Annotated in this window: 13 protein-coding genes; 5 read left to right on the forward strand and 8 right to left on the reverse strand. The window is 68.8% G+C overall.

All coding sequences use genetic code 11. The annotated features are described in order from the left end of the window. Window positions 1-207 precede the first annotated feature (207 nt). Window positions 208-1,635 carry a hypothetical protein gene (locus OXS49_RS17470; protein ID WP_267425868.1) on the reverse strand — a complete coding sequence of 476 codons (1,428 nt, stop codon included), beginning with the start codon at window positions 1,633-1,635 and terminating at the stop codon, window positions 208-210. A 594-nt stretch (window positions 1,636-2,229) separates the two neighbouring features. Between OXS49_RS17470 and OXS49_RS17475 the strand changes: the two genes are divergently transcribed. The 5 genes from OXS49_RS17475 (at window position 2,230) to OXS49_RS17495 (ending at window position 9,513) form a co-directional block, all read left to right on the forward strand. Continuing rightward, window positions 2,230-3,819 (forward strand): TolC family outer membrane protein, encoded by a 1,590-nt coding sequence (locus tag OXS49_RS17475; protein ID WP_244007894.1) that lies wholly within the window; start codon window positions 2,230-2,232, stop codon window positions 3,817-3,819. A gap of 119 nt (window positions 3,820-3,938) precedes the next feature. Then, window positions 3,939-4,559, forward strand: coding sequence for a DUF2497 domain-containing protein (locus tag OXS49_RS17480; RefSeq protein ID WP_267425870.1), 621 nt, complete (start codon window positions 3,939-3,941; stop codon window positions 4,557-4,559). Window positions 4,560-4,637: 78 nt separating this feature from the next. After that, window positions 4,638-7,355 (forward strand): valine--tRNA ligase, encoded by a 2,718-nt coding sequence (locus tag OXS49_RS17485; RefSeq protein WP_267425895.1) that lies wholly within the window; start codon window positions 4,638-4,640, stop codon window positions 7,353-7,355. Between the two features lie 144 nt (window positions 7,356-7,499). Continuing rightward, the gene (locus tag OXS49_RS17490; RefSeq protein ID WP_267425872.1) at window positions 7,500-7,694 is read left to right on the forward strand and encodes a type II toxin-antitoxin system VapB family antitoxin; all 195 of its coding nucleotides are present in this window, start codon (window positions 7,500-7,502) and stop codon (window positions 7,692-7,694) included. Between the two features lie 277 nt (window positions 7,695-7,971). Continuing rightward, window positions 7,972-9,513: a Do family serine endopeptidase gene (locus OXS49_RS17495; protein ID WP_267425873.1), complete on the forward strand. Its 1,542-nt coding sequence runs from the start codon at window positions 7,972-7,974 to the stop codon at window positions 9,511-9,513. 130 nt (window positions 9,514-9,643) lie between these two features. Here OXS49_RS17495 and OXS49_RS17500 read toward each other — a convergent pair whose 3' ends face one another. The 7 genes from OXS49_RS17500 to dxs form a co-directional block, all read right to left on the reverse strand. Further along, window positions 9,644-10,354, reverse strand: a complete 711-nt coding sequence (locus tag OXS49_RS17500) for a phosphorylase (RefSeq protein ID WP_267425897.1) — start codon at window positions 10,352-10,354, stop codon at window positions 9,644-9,646. Between the two features lie 226 nt (window positions 10,355-10,580). Beyond that, window positions 10,581-12,578, reverse strand: coding sequence for a squalene--hopene cyclase (gene shc, locus OXS49_RS17505; RefSeq protein WP_267425874.1), 1,998 nt, complete (start codon window positions 12,576-12,578; stop codon window positions 10,581-10,583). Between the two features lie 43 nt (window positions 12,579-12,621). Then, entirely contained in the window at window positions 12,622-13,923 is a 1,302-nt protein-coding gene (gene hpnE, locus OXS49_RS17510; protein WP_267425875.1) for a hydroxysqualene dehydroxylase HpnE, read from the reverse strand. Further along, window positions 13,923-14,774, reverse strand: a complete 852-nt coding sequence (hpnD, locus tag OXS49_RS17515) for a presqualene diphosphate synthase HpnD (RefSeq protein WP_267425876.1) — start codon at window positions 14,772-14,774, stop codon at window positions 13,923-13,925. The genes hpnE and hpnD overlap by 1 nt, the downstream gene beginning before the upstream one ends. Then, window positions 14,771-15,718, reverse strand: a complete 948-nt coding sequence (gene hpnC / locus OXS49_RS17520; RefSeq protein WP_267425878.1) for a squalene synthase HpnC — start codon at window positions 15,716-15,718, stop codon at window positions 14,771-14,773. The genes hpnD and hpnC overlap by 4 nt, the downstream gene beginning before the upstream one ends. Continuing rightward, window positions 15,715-16,743, reverse strand: coding sequence for a hopanoid-associated sugar epimerase (gene hpnA, locus OXS49_RS17525; RefSeq protein ID WP_267425880.1), 1,029 nt, complete (start codon window positions 16,741-16,743; stop codon window positions 15,715-15,717). Before hpnA ends, hpnC begins: the two co-directional genes overlap by 4 nt. A 149-nt stretch (window positions 16,744-16,892) precedes the next feature. After that, entirely contained in the window at window positions 16,893-18,833 is a 1,941-nt protein-coding gene (gene dxs, locus OXS49_RS17530; RefSeq protein ID WP_267425898.1) for a 1-deoxy-D-xylulose-5-phosphate synthase, read from the reverse strand. Between the last annotated feature and the right edge of the window lie 336 nt (window positions 18,834-19,169).

Consider the following 19,169-nt stretch of genomic DNA (forward strand, 5'->3'; position numbering starts at 1 on the left):
TGTGTTGCTTCTTGGGCCATGCCCCCGGCGCGACGAGCGCGCGGGGACGATGACGCGCATGTCGAGGAGGCCGGCATCTCGGACCGTCAGCGTGAGCGCAGCACAGCCACCCAAGCCGGCGCAACATCCGTGAGCGAGGCGTGCCTCTGGCCGCGTTCGCACCCCGCGCACAGGGTCAGGAGCCGACCGCATCGACCGCAAGCGGCCTCACTCCGCCGGCACGCCCCCCGCCAGCATCTGCGCCCGCGCCACGGAGGCGCTCTTCTCGCTCTCGCTGACGGCCATCGACATGCCGGCACACATGAAGAACAACAAGCCAAGGTCGACGAACGGAGATCCGATCGAACCCAGGACCACCTGACAGATGCAGGCCAAGCGGATGCTCTTCTGGAAGCTCCGCGTCCGGTCATCTTTGGAGGGACGGGCGAAGAAGAACAGGAGCACGAACGCGAAATACGTGACCGTGCCGATGATCCCGAGGCTCGCCAGCACCGCGAGCGGCCAGCTGGATGTCCGGGTGCTGCCGACACCGACGCCGAGCCCGTTCGTCTCGAAGAGGTTCTGCAGCCCCTGGTAGTTCCAGGAGCTTCGCTCGATGCCGGAATCGGAGGTCAGCTTTTCCGAGAACGCCGCTTGATAGATGTTCTGGACGGCATTCCAGACCGATTCCTGCAGCGCGCCGAGCATCACGAGGAACGCGACGACGAACGGGCCGAGGAACAGGAACAGCGTCGCGTTGCGGGTCGATCTCCGGTGGATGACCAGCATGTACAGGCAATTCAGGTACTCGAAGGTCACGACGATGGCCAAGCCGGCATAGGCGGTCGTCGAGGTCGACGCGATGACCGCGATGAGCGACGCAGCGGCGGCCAGGCCCGCGCGCCGGGTGAACACCTCTTCGAGCCACATCTTCCCGGTGAAGGTGAACAGAAACAGCGAGGCCGACCCATACGTGGAGGCTTCGGAGAAGGAGCCGACCACCCGCTTGAAGCCGGCCATCTCGACCTCGACCAGCATGGTGTAGCCGGCATTTCTAAGGAACGACAAAAGTTCTCCGGTCCCCGTGAGATAGGTCGCGACGTCGATCAGCCCGAAGGCCAGATTGGCGAAGGCACAGACCACGGCCGCGGAACAGAGGACCGACAGGCTGCGCGAGCCCAATTCCCGGGAGCAGGCGTAGAACGCGACGTAGGCCAGAAGATCAGAGGCGAAGTACAGGCTCTGCGTCAGGTTACCGGTCGTCGGAACCAGCGGCACGAGGGCGATCCGGACGCCATCGCCCAGGCGGGCGATCGAGTAGACGTTCGTGCTGCCCGCGAACAGGCGCGTGATCAGCACCGAGCCGGCCAGCGCGTACAGCACCGTGATCAGGAGCCAGAACCCCGGCCGCGGGAAGCTCAAGGAGGACAGTCCATCGGCAAGGCGGTAGGGATTCGTCCCGACCTTCAGCAGAACGAAGGCGAGCATGAGATGGGCCGGCTGCAGGCTGGCCCCGCCCAGCGCCGACAGGATGGCGGCCGCGGATGCCCCCAGCAGCGTGCTGAGGAAGACCATGTAGACCGAGAAGCCGGGACTGCGTCCCAAGCTGATGAGCCCGATCAGGAAGGCGACGACTCCGATCAGCTCGATCTGCATGCTGCCTCAACGCCAAAGCCGATCCGTCTCAGCCCGAAGCGCGGCCCCGAGAGGCCGCCGCGCGCCGCCCATGGATGACAGTCCGGGGGCGGCCTTCGACTGGAATTCACGTGTCTCGGACTTGACGTCGATATCACGGGCCGAGATTGTCTGTGAAGCGATCAGTCCCGCGTGCCGTCCTGAACCGGCGGCCGACGACTACCGACCCGAGCCTGCGCAAAGCCGAGGTCGTGTTCGAACGGGCAGGTTGCGGCACAGCGATTCGTGCAGTCCGCGGGGAACCGCGCTTGTCGGACCCCAGTCCGACGCGAGTCCCGCGGGTCGCCCCCGTCAGCCTTTCCGGGCGGTTGGGCGATGTGTCACCTTAATGCCCCAACCGCCGTACATTCCGACTCGCCCGGCCCCTCGGCGCAAGCCAAAGCGACCAATTTGCGCTAAGCGTGACTGTGGGGCGGGCTTGATCGGATACCAACGGACTGCCTTACCTTGGCTGTTTTCGTCGCACATATTCGGATCGGAAAAGGCCGGAAGGGCTTGTTCATCGTGACACGACGTCCGCCAGCGACTCGCTCCACGTTCCGCGCGATCGGAATGATGGCGTCCGGGCTCGCGATCTCTGCAGCGGCCCCGGCCACCGCCGAGACGTTGGAGAGCGCCCTCGCGAAAGCCTATCAGGGTAACCCGACCCTCAATGCCGGCCGCGCCGGGGTGCGCGCGATCGATGAGAACGTGGCCATCGCCCAATCCGGGTATCGGCCGCAGGTGAATGTCGGCGCGACGATCGGCGTCCAGTACCTTCAGACCCGCAGTTCCAGCACGGCGGCGGCGGCGGCCGGTGCGGCCGCGACGGGCGCGACGACGGCGACCGCCGGGACCTCGGGTGTAACATCCGGCGTCGGAACAACCGGCCTCGGGACATCGACGGGAACCACGGGCGTCGGCACATCGACCGGCATCGGAACCACCAGCACCGGAACGAGCGGGACGTCCGCGACCGGAGCCGGCGGGGTGGGCGGCGCCGAGGCCTCGACCGCGACCACCGCGCAGTCGATCACGTCGAGCAGGACGGTTCGGACGACCTATCTCCCGACCACGGCGAGCCTGACCGTCTCACAGACGATCTTCAACGGCTTCCAGACCGACAACCAGACACGCCGCGCCGAATCGAACGTCTACAGCCAGCGCGAGACCCTGCGCTTCACCGAGCTGACCGTGCTCTACAATGCCGTTCAGGCCTACATGAACGTGCTGAGCAACACGGCGACGCTCGAACTCAACCGGAACAACGTCGAAGTTCTGGAGGAGCAGCTGCGGCAGACCCGGGACCGGTTCAACGTCGGCGAGGTGACCCGCACGGACGTGGCGCAGGCCGAGGCCCGCCTCGCCGGGGCTCGTTCACAGGTCAGCACGGCTGAATCGACCCTGCGCACCAGCATCGGCATCTATCGGCAGAACATCGGCGTCGAGCCGCGGCAGCTCGCGCCCGGCCGGCCGCTGGACCGGTTCGTGCCGGCCTCGCTGGATGCGGCCATCGCCATCGGCCTGCGCGAGCATCCGCAGATCGTGTCGGCCATTCACGCCGTCGATGCGGCCGAGGCGCAGGTCAAGGTGCTCGAAGGCCAGCTCGCGCCGAACCTGAGTCTTCAGGGATCGCTGAGCCAGATCTACGATCAGACCGGCCCGAACCAGTCCTACTTCGTCGGCTTCGTCGGCGGGCGGCTCAACATCCCGATCTACGAGGGCGGCCAGACCTACGCGCAGATCCGGCAGGCGAAGGAGACGGTTGGCCAGACCCGCATCCTGGTCGATCAGGTCCGCGACCAGGTTCGGGCGCAGATCGTCAGCTTCTGGGGCCTGCTCGAAGCCGCAAAGGCGCAGGTCATCGCCGCCCAGGCGCAGGTCCAGGCCAACGAAGTGGCGCTGAACGGCGTGCGCGAGGAAGCCCGGGTCGGTCAGCGCACCACCCTCGACGTGTTGAACGCGCAGCAGGAACTCCTGAACTCGCGCGTGAACCTGATCCTCGCCCAGCGCGACCGCGTGATCTACTCCTACGGGGTGGTTCAGGCGATCGGACAGCTGACGGCCCGGTTCACCGCCCTGCCGGTCGAGTACTACAGCGCCAAGGTCCACTACGATCAGGTCAAGGACCTGTGGTTCGGCCTGCGCACTCCGGACGGCCGCTGACGCCTTTTCACGGGAGTGTGGTGAAACCACGCTTGCCGCGACGAAACGGCATGGAATACTGATTGAACATCGACCCAATCGGGTCGCGTTCCAGTCTCCCATGCCGAGTGCGCCTGCCGATGAGTGCAGCTAGCCCCAAGATCCCGGATACGAAATTCCAGGACAAGGCTGCCGATAAGGGGCAGGAGCCTTCGATGGAGGAGATCCTCGCCTCGATCCGGCGGATCATCGCCGACGATCAGGCGACCAAGCCCGCCGAAGCCTTGCCCGAGCCGGAGCCCGACGACGTGCTCGACCTCGCCGAGGTCGCCCAGCCGGTGGTGCGCCCCCGCGCCGTCGCGCCGGAGCCCGAGCCGCTCGATTTCGACGCGATCGACTTCGACGCGCCGGCCTTCGAGCCAGAGCCCAAACCGGAACCCAAGCCGGTTGCGGCTGCGCCCCTGCCGCCGCCGGCGGCACCGCCGCAGCCGGCAGTTCAGGCCGCGGCACGACCGCGCGAGCCGGAGCCGGAGCTGGCTTTCGAGCCGGAGGCCCTGGTCTCACCGTCGACGGATGCCAGCGTGAGCGGCGCCTTCAACCTGCTCGCCCACACCGTCCTGACCCAGAACGCCCGGACCCTGGAGGATCTCGTCAAGGAGATGCTCCGGCCGATGCTGAAATCCTGGCTCGACGACAACCTGCCGGCCGTGGTCGAGCGGCTGGTGCGCGCGGAGATCGAGCGGGTCTCGCGCGGCCGCTGAGCTACGTGTTGACGGGAGCGGCGTGACGGTCGAAAGCGGGACCGACCCCGTTTGGACAAGCGCCCGCCCGTACCCGCGATGATGGACAAGACCTTCGAGCCCGCCTCCGTCGAGGCGCGGATCTCCGCCGCCTGGGAAGAGGCGGGCGCCTTCCGCGCCGGCCGGCCCGAGCGCGCCGGTGCGCCCCCCTACTGCATCGTGATCCCGCCGCCGAACGTGACGGGCTCGCTGCATATGGGCCACGCCCTCAACAACACCCTGCAGGACGTGCTCTGCCGCTTCGAGCGCATGCGCGGCAAGGACGTGCTCTGGCAGCCCGGGACCGACCATGCCGGCATCGCCACCCAGATGGTGGTCGAGCGGCGGATGGCGCAGGCCCAGGAGCCCGGCCGCCGCGAGATCGGCCGCGCCGCCTTCGTCGAGAAGGTCTGGACCTGGAAGGCTGAATCCGGCGGCGCCATCGTCAACCAGTTGAAGCGTCTCGGCGCCTCCTGCGACTGGTCGCGCGAGCGCTTCACCATGGACGAGGGCCTGAGCCGCGCCGTGCTCAAGACCTTCGTGGACCTGCACCGGCAGGGCCTGATCTACCGCGACAAGCGGCTGGTGAACTGGGACCCGAAATTCCAGACCGCGATCTCGGACCTTGAGGTCCAGCAGGTCGAGGTGAAGGGCCATCTCTGGCACTTCGACTACCCGGTGGTGGACGAGTCCGGCCACGAGACCGGCGCCATCATCACGGTGGCGACCACCCGCCCCGAGACGATGCTGGGCGATACCGGTGTCGCGGTCCATCCCGAGGACGCGCGCTACACGGCGCTGGTCGGCAAGCGCGTGCGCCTGCCGCTGGTCGGCCGGCTGATCCCGATCGTCGCCGACGACTATTCCGACCCCGAGAAGGGCACCGGCGCGGTCAAGATCACCCCGGCCCACGATTTCAACGACTTCGAGGTCGGCCGGCGGCACGATCTCGGCCTGATCAACGTCCTCGACCCCGAGGGCAAAATGCTACTGGACGGCAACGCGGCCTTCCTCGACGGGGCATCGCCCGAGCCGGAAGCCCTCGCGTTGCACGGCCTCGACCGGGCGCAGGCCCGTAAGGCCGTGGTCGCGTTGATGGAGGCGCGCGAGCGCCTGCGCACGATCGAGCCGAATACCCACGCGGTCCCGCACGGCGACCGTTCGGGCGTGGTGATCGAGCCGTATCTCACCGACCAGTGGTACGTGAACGTCAAGCCGTTGGCCGAGCGCGCGCTCCAGGCGGTGCGCGACGGGCAGACCAAGTTCCTGCCCGAGAACCACGAGAAGATCTTCTTCCAGTGGCTGACCAACATCGAGCCCTGGTGCATCTCGCGCCAGCTCTGGTGGGGCCATCAGATCCCGGTCTGGTACGACGAGGCGGGCGGCATCTTCGTCGCCGAGAGCGAGGACGAGGCGCTGGCCGAGGCCGCGGCGATGCGCGGCCGGCCGGTTGCGCTCACCCGCGACGAGGATGTGCTCGACACGTGGTTCTCGTCGGCGCTCTGGCCGTTCTCGACGCTGGGCTGGCCGGACAAGACCCCGGAACTCGCCCGCTACTACCCGACCAACACCCTGGTGACCGGCAAGGATATCCTGTTCTTCTGGGTCGCCCGGATGATGATGATGGGCCTGCACCTCACCGACCGGGCGCCGTTCGACACGGTCTACCTGCACACCCTGGTGCGGGACGCGTCGGGTGCGAAGATGTCGAAGTCCAAGGGCAACGTCGTCGATCCCCTCGAACTCATCGAGAAGATGGGGGCGGACGCCCTGCGCTTCACGCTCTGCGCGCTGGCCGTCCAGGGCCGCGACATCAAACTGTCGGAGGACAGGGTCAAGGATTACCGCAACTTCACCACCAAGCTCTGGAACGCCGCCCGCTTCGCCGAGCTGAATGGCTGCCGCCTGGATCCGGCCTTCGACCCGCGCGCCGCCACGGGCGCGATCAACCGCTGGGCGCTCACCGAGGCCGCCCGGGCGGTCGACGAGGTGGCGGCGGCGCTGGAAGCCTTCCGTTTCAACGATGCGGCGGGCGCGGCCTACCGGTTCGTCTGGAACATCTTCTGCGATTGGTATCTCGAACTCGCGAAGCCCGTCCTCCAGGGCGAAAGCGTCGATCCGGCCGTCCGGACGGAAACGCAGGCGAGCGTTGCGTTCCTGATCGATCAGGTCGCCAAGCTCCTGCACCCGTTCATGCCGTTCCTCACGGAGGAACTGTGGGCGATCAAGGGGGCCGACCAGCCCGAGCGCGGCCTCCTGACCCTCGCGTCGTGGCCGGACCTCGGCGGCCTCGCCGACGCGGCGGCCGAGGCCGAGGTCGGCTTCGTGGTCGATCTCGTCACGCAGGTCCGCTCGGCCCGCTCCGAGACGAACGTGCCGGCCGCCGCGCAGATCCCCCTGGTGATGGTCAGCTCAGATTCGGCTGTTCGGTCCCGGGTCGAGGCGTGGCGGGACACGCTGCTGCGCCTCGCGCGCCTGTCCGAGATCACCTTCGCGGATGCGCCCCCGAAGAACTCAGTCCAGTTGCTGGTGCGTGGCAGCGTCGCCGCGCTGCCGCTGGAGGGCGTCGTCGACCTCGCCGCCGAGGTTGCGCGCCTCAGGAAGGAACAAGCGAAGGCCCAAGGCGAGATCAAGAAGGTGGACGCCAAGCTCGGCAATGCCGATTTCGTCGCCCGGGCCCCCGAGGATATCATCGAGGAGAACCGCGAGCGGCGGGAGACCCAGGCGGCGTTGCTCGCCAAGATCGAGGAGGCGCTCGCGCGGCTGAGCGGGGATTGAAGGAAGGCTTCAGCCAGCCGCTCAACCCGTGGGGGTCTCCCTGGAGGCCTTCGCCGCGCTCCAGAACTTCAGCATGAGGTCGAGAGCAGGACATCTGCGATCGCGTGACCGGATGCAATCGCTGATGCCGCGCACGAGGTTGGCATGCGCACGACGATCACGCTCGATGACAAGCTCGTTGAGGACGCTCGGCGGTTTACCGACATCCGCAACACATCGAACCTCGTGCACGAGGCTCTACGGGCGCTCATTCAGCGCGAGGTGTCCCGGCGCATCAACCTGCTCAGCGGCAGCGATCCGAAAGCCACAGCAGGACCGCGCCGACGACCGGATGCGTGATCATGGCCGATGCGCGAAGCCGCGAAGCCGATGCCGGATCTTGGCGCGCGACCGCCGCTCGTCTGCCGTAAGCAACCGGCTCGGACTGGGTTACCGGGCGACCCGCTGAGATCACCGGCGACGTCCGTCCTACCGGCAGGTGCCGAGGGACCCACGACCTGTCCAAACCGTAATGTGACCGCCACGCCCGGGTCAGGGGCCTCCCTGTAGACCGATTGCATCGACCGTCGCCTGAACCGGCGTCGTCCCGATCATTCCCGAGAGGTTGAGACTCCCCATGACCGAGACCCGTCCTTCCGGCCGCACCTCGCGTAGCGCCCTTGCCTCGGTGGCTGCCGCCGCGTTGATCGCCGGCGGTGCGCTGGGCAGCGGATACCTGCCGACTGCCACCCCGGCCTACGCCCAGGCGCTTCCCAAGTCGCCGATCGAGGCTCCTGAGCATCCGCCGGGCTCGTTTGCCGGCATCGTCAACAAGGTGAAGCCGGGCGTGGTCTCGGTGAAGGTCAAGCTCGACGATTCCGCGAGCAGCAGCAGCGACGACGAGGACGGGCCGAACCAGGGCCGCAACCTCCAGAACGTGCCGCCGCAGCTGCGCGAGTTCTTCAAGCGCTTCGGCCAGAACGGCCCTGGCGGCGGCGGCATGCAGCCCCAGCACCAGGGCCCGCGCGGCGCGGTCGGTTCCGGCTTCATCATCTCGGCCGATGGCTACGTGGTGACCAACAACCACGTAGTCGACCATGCCAAGACGGTGCAGGTCACGCTGGATGACGGCCGCACCCTCGACGCGAAGGTGATCGGCAAGGATGCCAAGACCGATGTGGCGCTGCTGAAGATCACGGAGGGCTCCAGCTTCCCGTACGTGCAGTTCGGCAAGGCCGCACCGCAGGTGGGTGACTGGGTGGTGGCGATCGGCAACCCGTTCGGCCTCGGCGGCACTGTGACCGCCGGCATCGTCTCGGCCCGCGGCCGCGATATCGGCGCCGGTCCTTACGACGATTTCCTGCAGATCGACGCCCCGATCAACAAGGGCAATTCGGGCGGCCCGACCTTCAACGTCAACGGCGAGGTGGTCGGCATGAACACCGCCATCGCGTCCCCCTCGGGCGGCAGCGTCGGCCTCGCCTTCGCGATCCCGGCCGAGACCGTGCAGGCGGTGGTCGATCAGCTCCGCACGGACGGCAAGGTCGCCCGCGGCTATCTCGGCGTGCAGATCCAGCCGGTGACGCAGGACATCGCCGAGGGTCTGGGCCTCGACAAGGCCAAGGGCGCGCTCGTCGACCATGCCGAGAACGGCACTCCGGCGGCCAAGGCCGGCCTGAAGGCCGGCGACGTGATCGAGAAGGTCAACGGCGACACCGTGGACAGCGCCCGTGAGCTGTCGCGCAGGATCGCCGGCATGAAGCCTGGCGCCAAGGTCGAACTGAGCTACCTGCGCGGCGGCAAGTCCGACACCGCCACCGTGACGCTCGGCACCATGCCGACCGACGGCACCAAGGTGGCGAGCCGCAGTGACGACGACTCGACGAACGGCCAGCCCCGGCTCGGTCTCCAGCTCGCCCCGGCCGGTGATGTCGGTCTGTCCGATCAGGGTGTCGCCGTGGTCCAGGTCGATCCCGACGGGCCGGCCGCCGCCAAGGGCATCGAGGCCGGCGACGTGATCCTCGATGTCGGCGGCCAGAGCGTGTCCCGTCCCTCGGACGTAGCCGCGCAGATCCGGGCCGCCGAGTCGAGCGGACGCAAGGCCGTGCTGATGCGGGTGAAGAGCGGCAAGGGCCAGACCCGCTTCGTCGCGGTCTCGCTCAGCAAGAACGCTGGCTGAAGTCGGTTCCTCCCGGCGTGGGGCTGTCCGCCTCGCGCCGTCTCATGGTGACCTCCGACTGGCGCGGGCCGTATGGTCCCGCGCCTCTTTTTTGGGCCGGCCGACACGCCCGGGAGACGCGCCGAAGCCGTCAGCCGGACCGGGCTTCACCGTTGACGGGAACACCAAGCCCAGGTCCGAGCCGTGTCCGGCACCGGCCGAGCGCCGCGAAGGCCGCGTTCGAATCCTTGGCGAGGCGCATCAGATCGCCCAACCGCGCCCTGCCCCGGGCGAAGGCGAAGAACACCGCGGCGATGTCGGGCTCGCCGTCGACCGTAAGGGCCTCGGCGGCGAAAGCCGGCAGCGCCTGGCCGGCGGGATCGCAGATCACCCGCACCGCGGCGAAAGGCAGACCGTGCCGCCCGGCGAAGGCCGCCGCCACGTGGGATTCCATGTCGACGGCCGCCGCACCCGTCCTGGCGCGCAGATCGGTCTTGCCATCGACGGCGAGGATGGCCGCATCGACCCCGGCCAGATCGGCCGGGATGACCCGCGGCCCGACTCCGGACAGGAGGTTGAGGAGCGTGGCCGAGAGATCGAGATCGGCTGCCCGCCGCCCCTCTTCGCCGACGACGCCGGTGCCCACCACCACATCGCCCGGCTTGAGCGAGGGATCGAGGCCGCCCGCAATGCCAAAGCTCACCACCGCCCGGCAACCCGGCGGCACGCGTGCGTCGAGAAGTTGACGAAGCCGGTGCGGGTTTCCGCCGGCGCCCACAGCCTCGACCCCATCCCCGGCTGCCATGCGGCGCTCGCGGGCGAGGCCTGTGACGGCCAGGACGGGTGCAGTGGGGTCGATCATGGTCCGCTGGTGGACCAGTCCGGCGAGGTCCGCAAGCAGGCGTGAACGCCGCGGCACGACAGCAGGTTGGTCCTGCTGTGAACCGGACTCGCCCGACCCCGCTCGGTCGCTGTCTGAAGAGGCCACGTGTCGGATACCGGGGCTCGCAGGTCGGTCACCGGGACGGCCGAACGCGCTGCGATCCGGTGGAAAGTGGGGCCAGCCCGTCCGAACCGGCCCCGTCGCATCACATACCGAACTGGACGCGCCGGCTGTTGGTACGCTTGAGGTTGCGGTAACGCGCCATCGCCCAAAGCGGGAAGAACTTCGGGTAGCCATGATACCGCAGGTAGAACACCCGCGGGAAGCCGGTGGCGGTGTAGCGCTCTTCCTTCCAGAACCCGTCCGCGCCCTGCGTACGGGTCAGGAAATTGATGCCCCGCGTCACGGCCGGATCGTCGACCGCGCCGGCCGCCATCAGAGCCAGCAACGCCCAGGCGGTCTGCGAGGCCGTGGACGAGCCCGGCTCGAAGGCCGGATCGATCTTGTACGAGGAGGCGTCCTCGCCCCAGCCGCCATCCGGGTTCTGGATTCGGATCAGCCAGGAGACCGCCCGCTGGATCCGCGGGTCGGCCGAATCCACCCTGGCCGCGTTCAGCGCGCACAGCACCGACCACGTCCCATAGATGAAATTCATGCCCCATCGGCCGTACCAGGAGCCGTCCTCTTCCTGATCGTTCAGGAGGTAGTTCACGCCGCGGTCCAGAGCCCGGGAGGTCGCACGGGTCTCGCCGAGCTGGGCCAGCATGCCGACCACACGGGCGGTCACGTCCGCGGTCGGCGGATCGAGCAGCGCGCCGTGATCCGAGAACGGGATGTGATTGAGGTACATGTGGTTGTTGTCGGCGTCGAACGCCGCCCAACCGCCATCCTCGGACTGCAAGCCCTCGACCCATTCCCGGGCACGGGCGATCGCGACCTTGTAATCAGGCATGCCGACGACCAGCCCGTGCTGGTGCATCGCCCGATCCATCGCCATCACCACCACGGCGGTGTCGTCGAGATCGGGATAGTGCGGGTTGGCGTACTGGAATGCCCAACCGCCGGGCCGGACCTTCGGCTTGCGCGCCGCCCAGTCGCCGACGATGTCGAGCACCTGGCGGGGCTTCAGCCAATCGAGCCCAGCGCGGGCCTGGGCCTCGGCCTCGGGGCTGCCGGCTTCGAGCAGGGCGTGGCTCGCCAGAGCCGTGTCCCAGACCGGCGAGACGCAGGGTTGGACATAGGCCTCGTCGGCCTTCTCGACCACGAGCTTCTCGATGGCGTCGCAGGCGACGCGAACCTGCGGGTGATCGGGACGATAGCCCATCACCTCGTACATCAGAACTGAGTTAACCATGGCGGGGAAGATGGCGCCCAGCCCGTCCTCGCCGTTCAAACGCTCGCTGACCCAAGCGCGGGCCATCTCCATGGCGCGTTGCCGGCTCTTGCGCGGCAGGTGGTTCTCGACCGACTGCAGGATCCGGTCGATGAAGCCGAAGATCGGCGTCCAGGGCCATGTGGCGTGGGGCGAGCCCGGCCAGGAGCGGACGCTCTCCGGCGGCGTGACGAACAACTCCTGCACGCTGATGCCGCGCGGGTTGCGCGCCCGGGGCTTGGTCGCCTGGAGCACGAACAGCGGCACCACGGTGGTGCGGGCCCAGTAGCTGATCTTGTCGAGGTGGAACGGGAACCACTTCGGCAGGAACATCACCTCGACAGGCATCACCGGCACGGCGCGCCACGGCACCTCGCCATAGAGGGCCAGCATGAACCGGGTGAACACGTTGGCGTTGGCCGCGCCGCCGCGGGACAGGATGCCCTCGCGCGCCCGGCGCATGTGCGGCGCCTCGATGTCGTCGCCGATCATCTTGAGCGCGAAATACGCCTTGACGGTGCAGCTCATGTCGAACGGCCCCTCGTGGACGAGGGCCCAGCCGCCGTGACGGCCCTGGGTGCGGCGCAGGTAATGGCCGATCTTGGCCTCGAGGCCGTCGCGGATCTGCGTGCCGCGGAACTGGTGGAACAGGATATATTCGGACGGGATCGTGGCATCGGCCTCGAGTTCGAAGCAGATGTGCCCGTCTTCGTGGGCCAATGTCGCGAGGGCGCGCGTCGCCTGCGCGATGCCGCGCTCGACATCGTCCAGCGAGATCCCTTGCGTCTTCGAGCGCTGCAGCGGCTCGACTTTGCTTACGGCCTCTCTCATCGTCCTCGACCTTGAGCACCCACCTCCCGGCGGACGCAATTCCTCAAGCTGCGCCGCGCGCCGGGGTTCCGGAGCGCGCGACCGATCCAACGCGCAGGGCGCGTGCGGCCGTCTTGCCCGAGCGGATCGCTCCCTCGATCGTCGACGGCAGACCTGTGGCGGTCCAGTCGCCTGCCAGGACGAGATTGTCGTAGGCGGTTTCAGCCCCCGGGCGCCGCGCGGCTTCCGCCGGCGTCGCCGCGAAGGTGGCACGCTTCTCCTTTACGATCTGCCAGCTAGGCAGTTCCGGTGCAAGATCACACAACTGTGCGATCTCGGACCAGATCTGGCGAGCGAGATCCTCCCGAGGCACGTCGAGGAGCCTGTCGGCACCGCTGATCGTCACCGAATACCGGTCCGGATAGGCGAACAGCCACTCCGTGAGGCTATTGACGACGCCCAGCACCAGCGGGCTCCCGGGCTTCGGGACCAGCTTGAAATGCGCGTTGACGATGGAGCGGAATTCCACCGGGGCGAGGAGACCGGGCAACACCTCGCGGGCCACCCAGGGCGGCAGGGCCAGCACGATCCCGTCTTCGGGGCCGAGTGCCTCGGCGCCGTCCGAGAATTGAAGCTGGGCGACGCGCCCCTCCGCCAGATCGAGGCCGCGCAGGCGCCGGCCCAGCCGGATCGCGCAGCCGCGGGCCGTGAGGTAGCGCAGGGCCGGGTCGACGAAGGCGTAGGACAGGCCCTCCACCGCCACCAGCGGCCGGCAGGCCTTGCCGCCCGCCCCCAGGGTCTCGCGCAGGATCCGGGCGGCGAGCCCGACATCGCTGTCGCGCGGCTCGGTGTTGAGGGCGGCGAGCAGCACCGGGTGCCAGAGCCGCCGGTAGAGGTCGCCCGTGCACTCCATATGGGCGCCGATGGTGCCGCCCGCCCCCTCCGCCTTGCCGGAGGCCGCCCGCAGGATCCCGAGCGGGGCGAGGTAGTCGCGCGCCTTCGTGCCGGGGACACGGCGCGACGGGCTCATCACCCACCAGGGCAGCCGGCCGTCATTGGGACGCAGGCGCCAGCGCTCACCGGTCGCAAGATCGGCGAAATCGAACTCCGCCGCGTCGGGCCCGACGAGGGCGTCCGCGGGTGCGCCCACCGTCTTGAGGAAGCCCAGGGCATCGGCATTGCCGGAGAGCAGCAGATGGTTGCCGTTGTCGAGGGTCAGGCCGAGGGCCGGATCGTAGTAGGAGCGGCAGCGCCCGCCCGCCTGCTTCGCCGCCTCGTGCAGCACGACCCGCGCGCCGGTTTCGGCCAGCGCGACGGCCGCGGACAGGCCGGCGAGACCGGCCCCGACGACGTGAATCGTGCCCATCAAATCACGCCGTGGCGGAGGACGACGCCGAGCAGCACGAGCTTGCCGGGCTTCACCCGGGCCCGGGGCATGGCCCAGCCGCGTTCGAGCACGGCCTTCAAGTAGAGATGATAGGCCGCCGCCATCAGCCGAGCCGCCTTGGTGGCCTTGCGGGGGCTGCGCCGGATGATCTCCCAGGTCGCTTGGTAGTGCTCCTCGGCCTCGCGGGCGAGGGACATGCAGACTTCGCCGATGCGGGGATGGCTGATCGCCTGGACCGGCGTCGGATCGGTGAGCCCGATCGCCTCAAGCTTCTCGCGGGGCAGGTAGAGACGGCCGCGCTCGGCATCCTCGTCGATGTCGCGCAGGATGTTGGTGAGCTGAAGAGCCCGCCCCTCGTGCCACGCGAGCCCGATGCCGTCCGCCTCCGGCATGCCGAAGATCCGCACCGACAGGCGCCCCACCGCACTCGCGACCCGGTCGCAGTAGAGATCGAGGGTCTCCGCATCGGGGGCGACGATGTCCTCCATCGCGTCCATCGCCATGCCGTCGATGACCGCCTGGAAATCCTCACGCTTCAGGCCGAAGCGGCGTACCGGCTCGACGAGGTCGCGCACCCGCGGCACCGGACGTCCGGCATAGAGCCCGTCGATATCGGCCCGCCAGCGGTCGAGCTCGGCCTGCCGGACCGGCCGGGTGCCGCCGTCATCGGCAACGTCGTCCACCGCCCGGCAGAAGGCGTAGACCGCGTACATGGCCTCCCGCCGCTCCTTCGGCAGCAGGCGCATGGCCGTGTAGAAGGAAGAACCGGCAGCCGGGAGCGCCGGGGCCGTCTCCGTTCCGGCCGGGGCAGGCGTCGCGGTGGCGCTCACGGGCGGCTTCCCTGCGACGAGCGACTCGCCGGAGACGAACGATCGGCCTGCGCGCGCGTCCCACGGGCGGCGGCCCGCACGGTCCGATACCGGAGGGGGCGGCGCATCAGCGTGGCGGCGACCCCGCCGAGCGCCGTGAGCGCGAAAGCACGCTTGCTGTGGCGGACCTTCTCAGAGAGCGGATCGCGCTCCAGCAGGCCCCGGGCGAGGACGACCGCGAGGCGGTGGATCGCGGCGATCTCCATCGAGAGGCGCAGATCGTCGATCAGATCCGGCAGGATCGCGCCCTCGTCGAGCAGGTCGAGGCAGTTCTGAGCCAGCTCGCGGATCACCGCCAGGAGCTGCGGCGCCGCCTTGGCCTCGCCCAGCATCGCCACCGTGGCGCCATGCCGGTCGAGGATGTCCTGCGGCAGGTAGACCCGGTCGAGGGCGGCAAAATCCTTGCCGCAATCCTGGAGATGGTTGATCACCTGCAACGCGGCACAGACCGAGTCGGACGGACCCCAGACCCGTACCGGATCCTCGCCGTGGACGTCGAGGACGAAGCGCCCCACCGGCATCGCCGAATAGCGGCAATAGTGGATCAACTCGTCCCAGGTCGCGTAGCGGTTCTTCCGGGCGTCCATCCGGAACGCCTCAAGCAATTCGAGGGCGTGGCGGGGCGGAAGGACCCGGGCCGCCAGCTCGCGCTTCAGCGGCGCGGCCTCCGGATCGGCCGGGCCGGCCCCGGTCAGCGCCTCCGCCAGCCGGTCGAGGAGCTCGATCTTGCGCTCCGGCGACAGCTCCGCGTGGTCAGCCACGTCATCGCCGGCGCGGACGAAGTTGTAGAAGGCCAGGATCGCACCGCGGTGCTGCGGATGGATCAGGTGCGAGGCGACCGGAAAGTTCTCGTCGCGGTGCCCCTTGCCGGAGCGGGCAGCGGTGGCAGTGTCGAGGGTGCTCATGCGAGATACCCGGCCTCCCGGAACCATGCGATCGCGTCCGACAGGCCCTCGCGATAGGGCCGGGCCGTGTAGCCGAGCTCCGCGCGGGCCTTGCGATCGGAAAAGAACATGCGGTAGCGCGACATGCGGATGCCGTCGATCGTCGCGAAGGGTTGTTTCCCGGTGACCCGCGCGGCGAGCTGCGCGAAGACCGCGACCGGATAGACCACCGCCCGCGGCAGGTTCACGGTCGGGGGCTTGCGCCCGACCATGCCGGCGATGTCGGCGAGCATCTGCGACAGGAACACGTCCTCGCCACCCAGGATGTATCGCTCGCCGATGCGCCCCTTCCGGAGCGCCAACAGGTGCCCGTACGCCACGTCGTCCACGTGGGCGAGGTTGAGACCGGTATCGACGAAGGCCGGCATCTTGCCGAGCGCCGCCTCTTGGATGATCCGCCCCGTCGGCGTCGGCTTCACGTCGCGCGGGCCGATCGGCGTCGAGGGATTGACGATGACGGCCTTCAGCCCGTCCCGGGCCACCATCTCTTCGACCACGCGCTCGGCCACGACCTTGCTGCGCTTGTAGGCGCCGATGGCGGTCTCGGGCGTCAGCGGCATGGTCTCGTCGGAGGGCGTCACGCCATCGGCCGGCGGCTTGATGGTCGCGACGCTCGACGTGTAGACAACCCGCTCGATGCCCGCCTGCAGAGCAGCGCGCATCATCAGGCGCGTGCCGTCGCGGTTGGTGCGGACGATTTCTTCCATATCGGGTGCCCACAGCCGGTAATCGGCTGCGGCGTGGATCAGGTAGCGCTGACCACGCATCGCCGCCGCCACAGCGGCCGGATCGCGCATGTCGCCCTCGGCGATCTCGACATCGGTCCAGGTCAGGTTCCGGCGCGGACTCGACGCGCGCACGAGGATGCGCACCGGGAAGCCGGCGCGACGGAACACGTCGACCAGGGCCGAGCCGAGAAAGCCGCTCGCACCGGTGATCAGCACGGGGCCGACCTCGGGAAAGCCGGGGGTTGTGGCCTCTGCCATCACGGTTCTTGAGGGTTACCGTCTCTCGGCGCGGCCGGGGATGGCCGGCCGCGCTTGTGTCATCGAACCGGCGAAGCGGCAAGCCGCGGTGCCGACGGGTGAGAATGCGGAGCCGCCGCGCGGAGCGTCCCGCGCAGAGTCCTCTTCGATCAGGCGAGCCGCAGCCGCGACCGACCCTCCTTGCGCTCCGGCAGGGTATCGAGGGCGGTCCTGACGATGGTGTGCGCGTCGAGGCCGGCCTCGGCGTACATCTTCTCCGGGCTGTCGTGGTCCTGGTACGTGTCGGGCAGCGTCAGCGTCCGAACCCGCACCCGCCCCGCATCCAGCGCGCCCTTCTCGGCCAGAAGATGCAGCACCATCGCGCCGAACCCGCCGCGCGAGCCCTCCTCGATCGTCAGCAGCACCTCGTGGTCGCGCGCCAGATCCAGGATCAGCGCCTCGTCCAGCGGCTTGGCGAAGCGTGCATCCGCGACCGTGACCGCAACGCCCTGCTCGAACAGCGTATCGGCCGCCTTCAGGGCCTCCGCCAGACGCGTGCCGAGCGAGAGGATCGCCACCCGCGCCTCTGCGTCCCGCCGCACCACCCGGCCCTTGCCGACGGCCAAAGCCTCGCCCCGCTCGGGCAACTCCACGCCGACGCCCTCGCCGCGCGGGTAGCGCAGCGCGATCGGGCCGCTGTCATGGGCATGCGCGGTCGCCACCATGTGGACCAGCTCGGCCTCGTCGGAGGCCGCCATCACGGTCATGTTGGGCAGGCAGCACAGGTACGCCAGATCGAACGCCCCGGCATGGGTCGCCCCGTCCGCCCCGACCAGGCCCGCCCGGTCCAGGCAGAACCGCACGGGCAGGTTCTGCAGCGCCACGTCGTGCACGACCTGATCGTAGGCCCGCTGCAGGAAGGTCGAGTAGATCGCCACGAACGGCCGGTAGCCCTCCGTCGCCAATCCGCCCGCAAAGGTCACCGCGTGCTGCTCCGCGATGCCGACGTCGAAGGTCTTGTCCGGATGGGCTTTTCCAAAAAGATCGATGCCGGTGCCGCCCGGCATCGCCGCGGTGATCGCCACGACTTTGTCATCCGCGTCGGCCGCCTTGATCAGGCTCTCGCCGAACACCCGCGTGTAGGCCGGCGCGTTCGGCTTGGCCTTGGCCTGGACGCCCGAGACCACGTCGAACTTGACCACGCCGTGGTAGCGGTCGGCACTCGCCTCGGCCGGCGCGTAGCCCTTGCCCTTGCGGGTGACCACGTGGAGCAGGATCGGGCCGTGCTCGGCGTCGCGCACGTTCTTGAGCACCGGCAGCAGGTGGTCGAGGTTGTGCCCGTCGACCGGGCCGACATAGTGGAAGCCCATCTCCTCGAACATCGTGCCGCCGCCGACCACGAGCGAGCGGGCATACTCCTCCGCCGCCGCCGCGCGCTGGTAGATCGCCTTCGGCAGGAGCTTGCCGAGCTGCTTGGCGGTCTCGCGCAGGGTCTGGTAGGCGCCGCCCGAGGCGAGGCGGGCGAGGTAGGCCGACATGGCGCCCACGGGCGGGGCGATCGACATGTCGTTGTCGTTGAGGATGACGATCAGGCGCGAGTGCAGGGCGCCGGCATTGTTGAGCGCCTCGTACGCCATGCCGGCCGACATCGAGCCGTCGCCGATCACCGCGATGGCGTTGCGGCGCTTGGGCGTCCCGCCCTTGTGCTTGGCGGTGGCGTTGTCGAGGTCGCGGGCGACCGCCATGCCGAGCGCCGCCGAGATCGAGGTCGAGGAATGCGCCGCGCCGAACGGGTCGTAGACGCTCTCGGAGCGCTTGGTGAAGCCGGACAGGCCGCCGCCCTGGCGCAGCGTGCGGATGCGGTCGCGGCGCTCGGTCAGGATCTTGTGCGGGTAGCACTGGTGGCCGACATCCCAGACGATGCGGTCGTCGGGGGTGTCGAACACGTGGTGCAGCGCGACGGTCAGCTCGACCACGCCCAGCCCCGAGCCGAGATGGCCGCCGGTGATCGAGACGGCGTCGATCATCTCGGCGCGCACCGCATCCGCCACCGTCTGCAGCTCCGATTCCGGAAGACGCCGCAACGCTGCCGGGTTCGGGACGCGATCCAGCAACGCCGATTGCTCAGGTGATATCGCCAATGGTCGAATCCGCTCGTTCGAGTGTGGCGACGGCCCCTTCGCGTGCCCTTGGCCGGCGCGATACAGGCATCCGGAGGCCCGCGTTCATGCTAGAACCCACCCGTCCGTCGCTGTCATGATAGTGCCAGTTACGGATGATCGGCTGCCCGATCAATGTCAGGCCGCCACTTTTTTCAGTTACGTGCCTTCACCGCCACAAGAGGTCCACCTTTGAGTCCGGCTCGTCTGTGCACAATCCTGCTCACGCTGGCGATTACGGGTAACGGCCAAGCTTACGCCCAGCCACGACAGCCGGACGGTAACCTT

It is taken from the genome of Methylobacterium sp. GC_Met_2 (genome assembly GCF_026540795.1).
GTDB lineage: Bacteria > Pseudomonadota > Alphaproteobacteria > Rhizobiales > Beijerinckiaceae > Methylobacterium.

What these genes read in the sequence shown, in the direction of transcription:
- OXS49_RS17470 (WP_267425868.1), bottom strand. Translation starts at nt 1,635, where the DNA reads ATGCAGATCGAGCTGATCGGAGTCGTCGCCTTCCTGATCGGGCTCATC.
- hpnA (WP_267425880.1), bottom strand. Translation starts at nt 16,743, where the DNA reads ATGGCAGAGGCCACAACCCCCGGCTTTCCCGAGGTCGGCCCCGTGCTG.
- OXS49_RS17485 (WP_267425895.1), top strand. Translation starts at nt 4,638, where the DNA reads ATGATGGACAAGACCTTCGAGCCCGCCTCCGTCGAGGCGCGGATCTCC.
- shc (WP_267425874.1), bottom strand. Translation starts at nt 12,578, where the DNA reads ATGAGAGAGGCCGTAAGCAAAGTCGAGCCGCTGCAGCGCTCGAAGACG.
- OXS49_RS17495 (WP_267425873.1), top strand. Translation starts at nt 7,972, where the DNA reads ATGACCGAGACCCGTCCTTCCGGCCGCACCTCGCGTAGCGCCCTTGCC.
- OXS49_RS17490 (WP_267425872.1), top strand. Translation starts at nt 7,500, where the DNA reads ATGCGCACGACGATCACGCTCGATGACAAGCTCGTTGAGGACGCTCGG.
- OXS49_RS17500 (WP_267425897.1), bottom strand. Translation starts at nt 10,354, where the DNA reads ATGATCGACCCCACTGCACCCGTCCTGGCCGTCACAGGCCTCGCCCGC.
- hpnC (WP_267425878.1), bottom strand. Translation starts at nt 15,718, where the DNA reads ATGAGCACCCTCGACACTGCCACCGCTGCCCGCTCCGGCAAGGGGCAC.
- hpnE (WP_267425875.1), bottom strand. Translation starts at nt 13,923, where the DNA reads ATGGGCACGATTCACGTCGTCGGGGCCGGTCTCGCCGGCCTGTCCGCG.
- OXS49_RS17475 (WP_244007894.1), top strand. Translation starts at nt 2,230, where the DNA reads ATGGCGTCCGGGCTCGCGATCTCTGCAGCGGCCCCGGCCACCGCCGAG.
- OXS49_RS17480 (WP_267425870.1), top strand. Translation starts at nt 3,939, where the DNA reads ATGAGTGCAGCTAGCCCCAAGATCCCGGATACGAAATTCCAGGACAAG.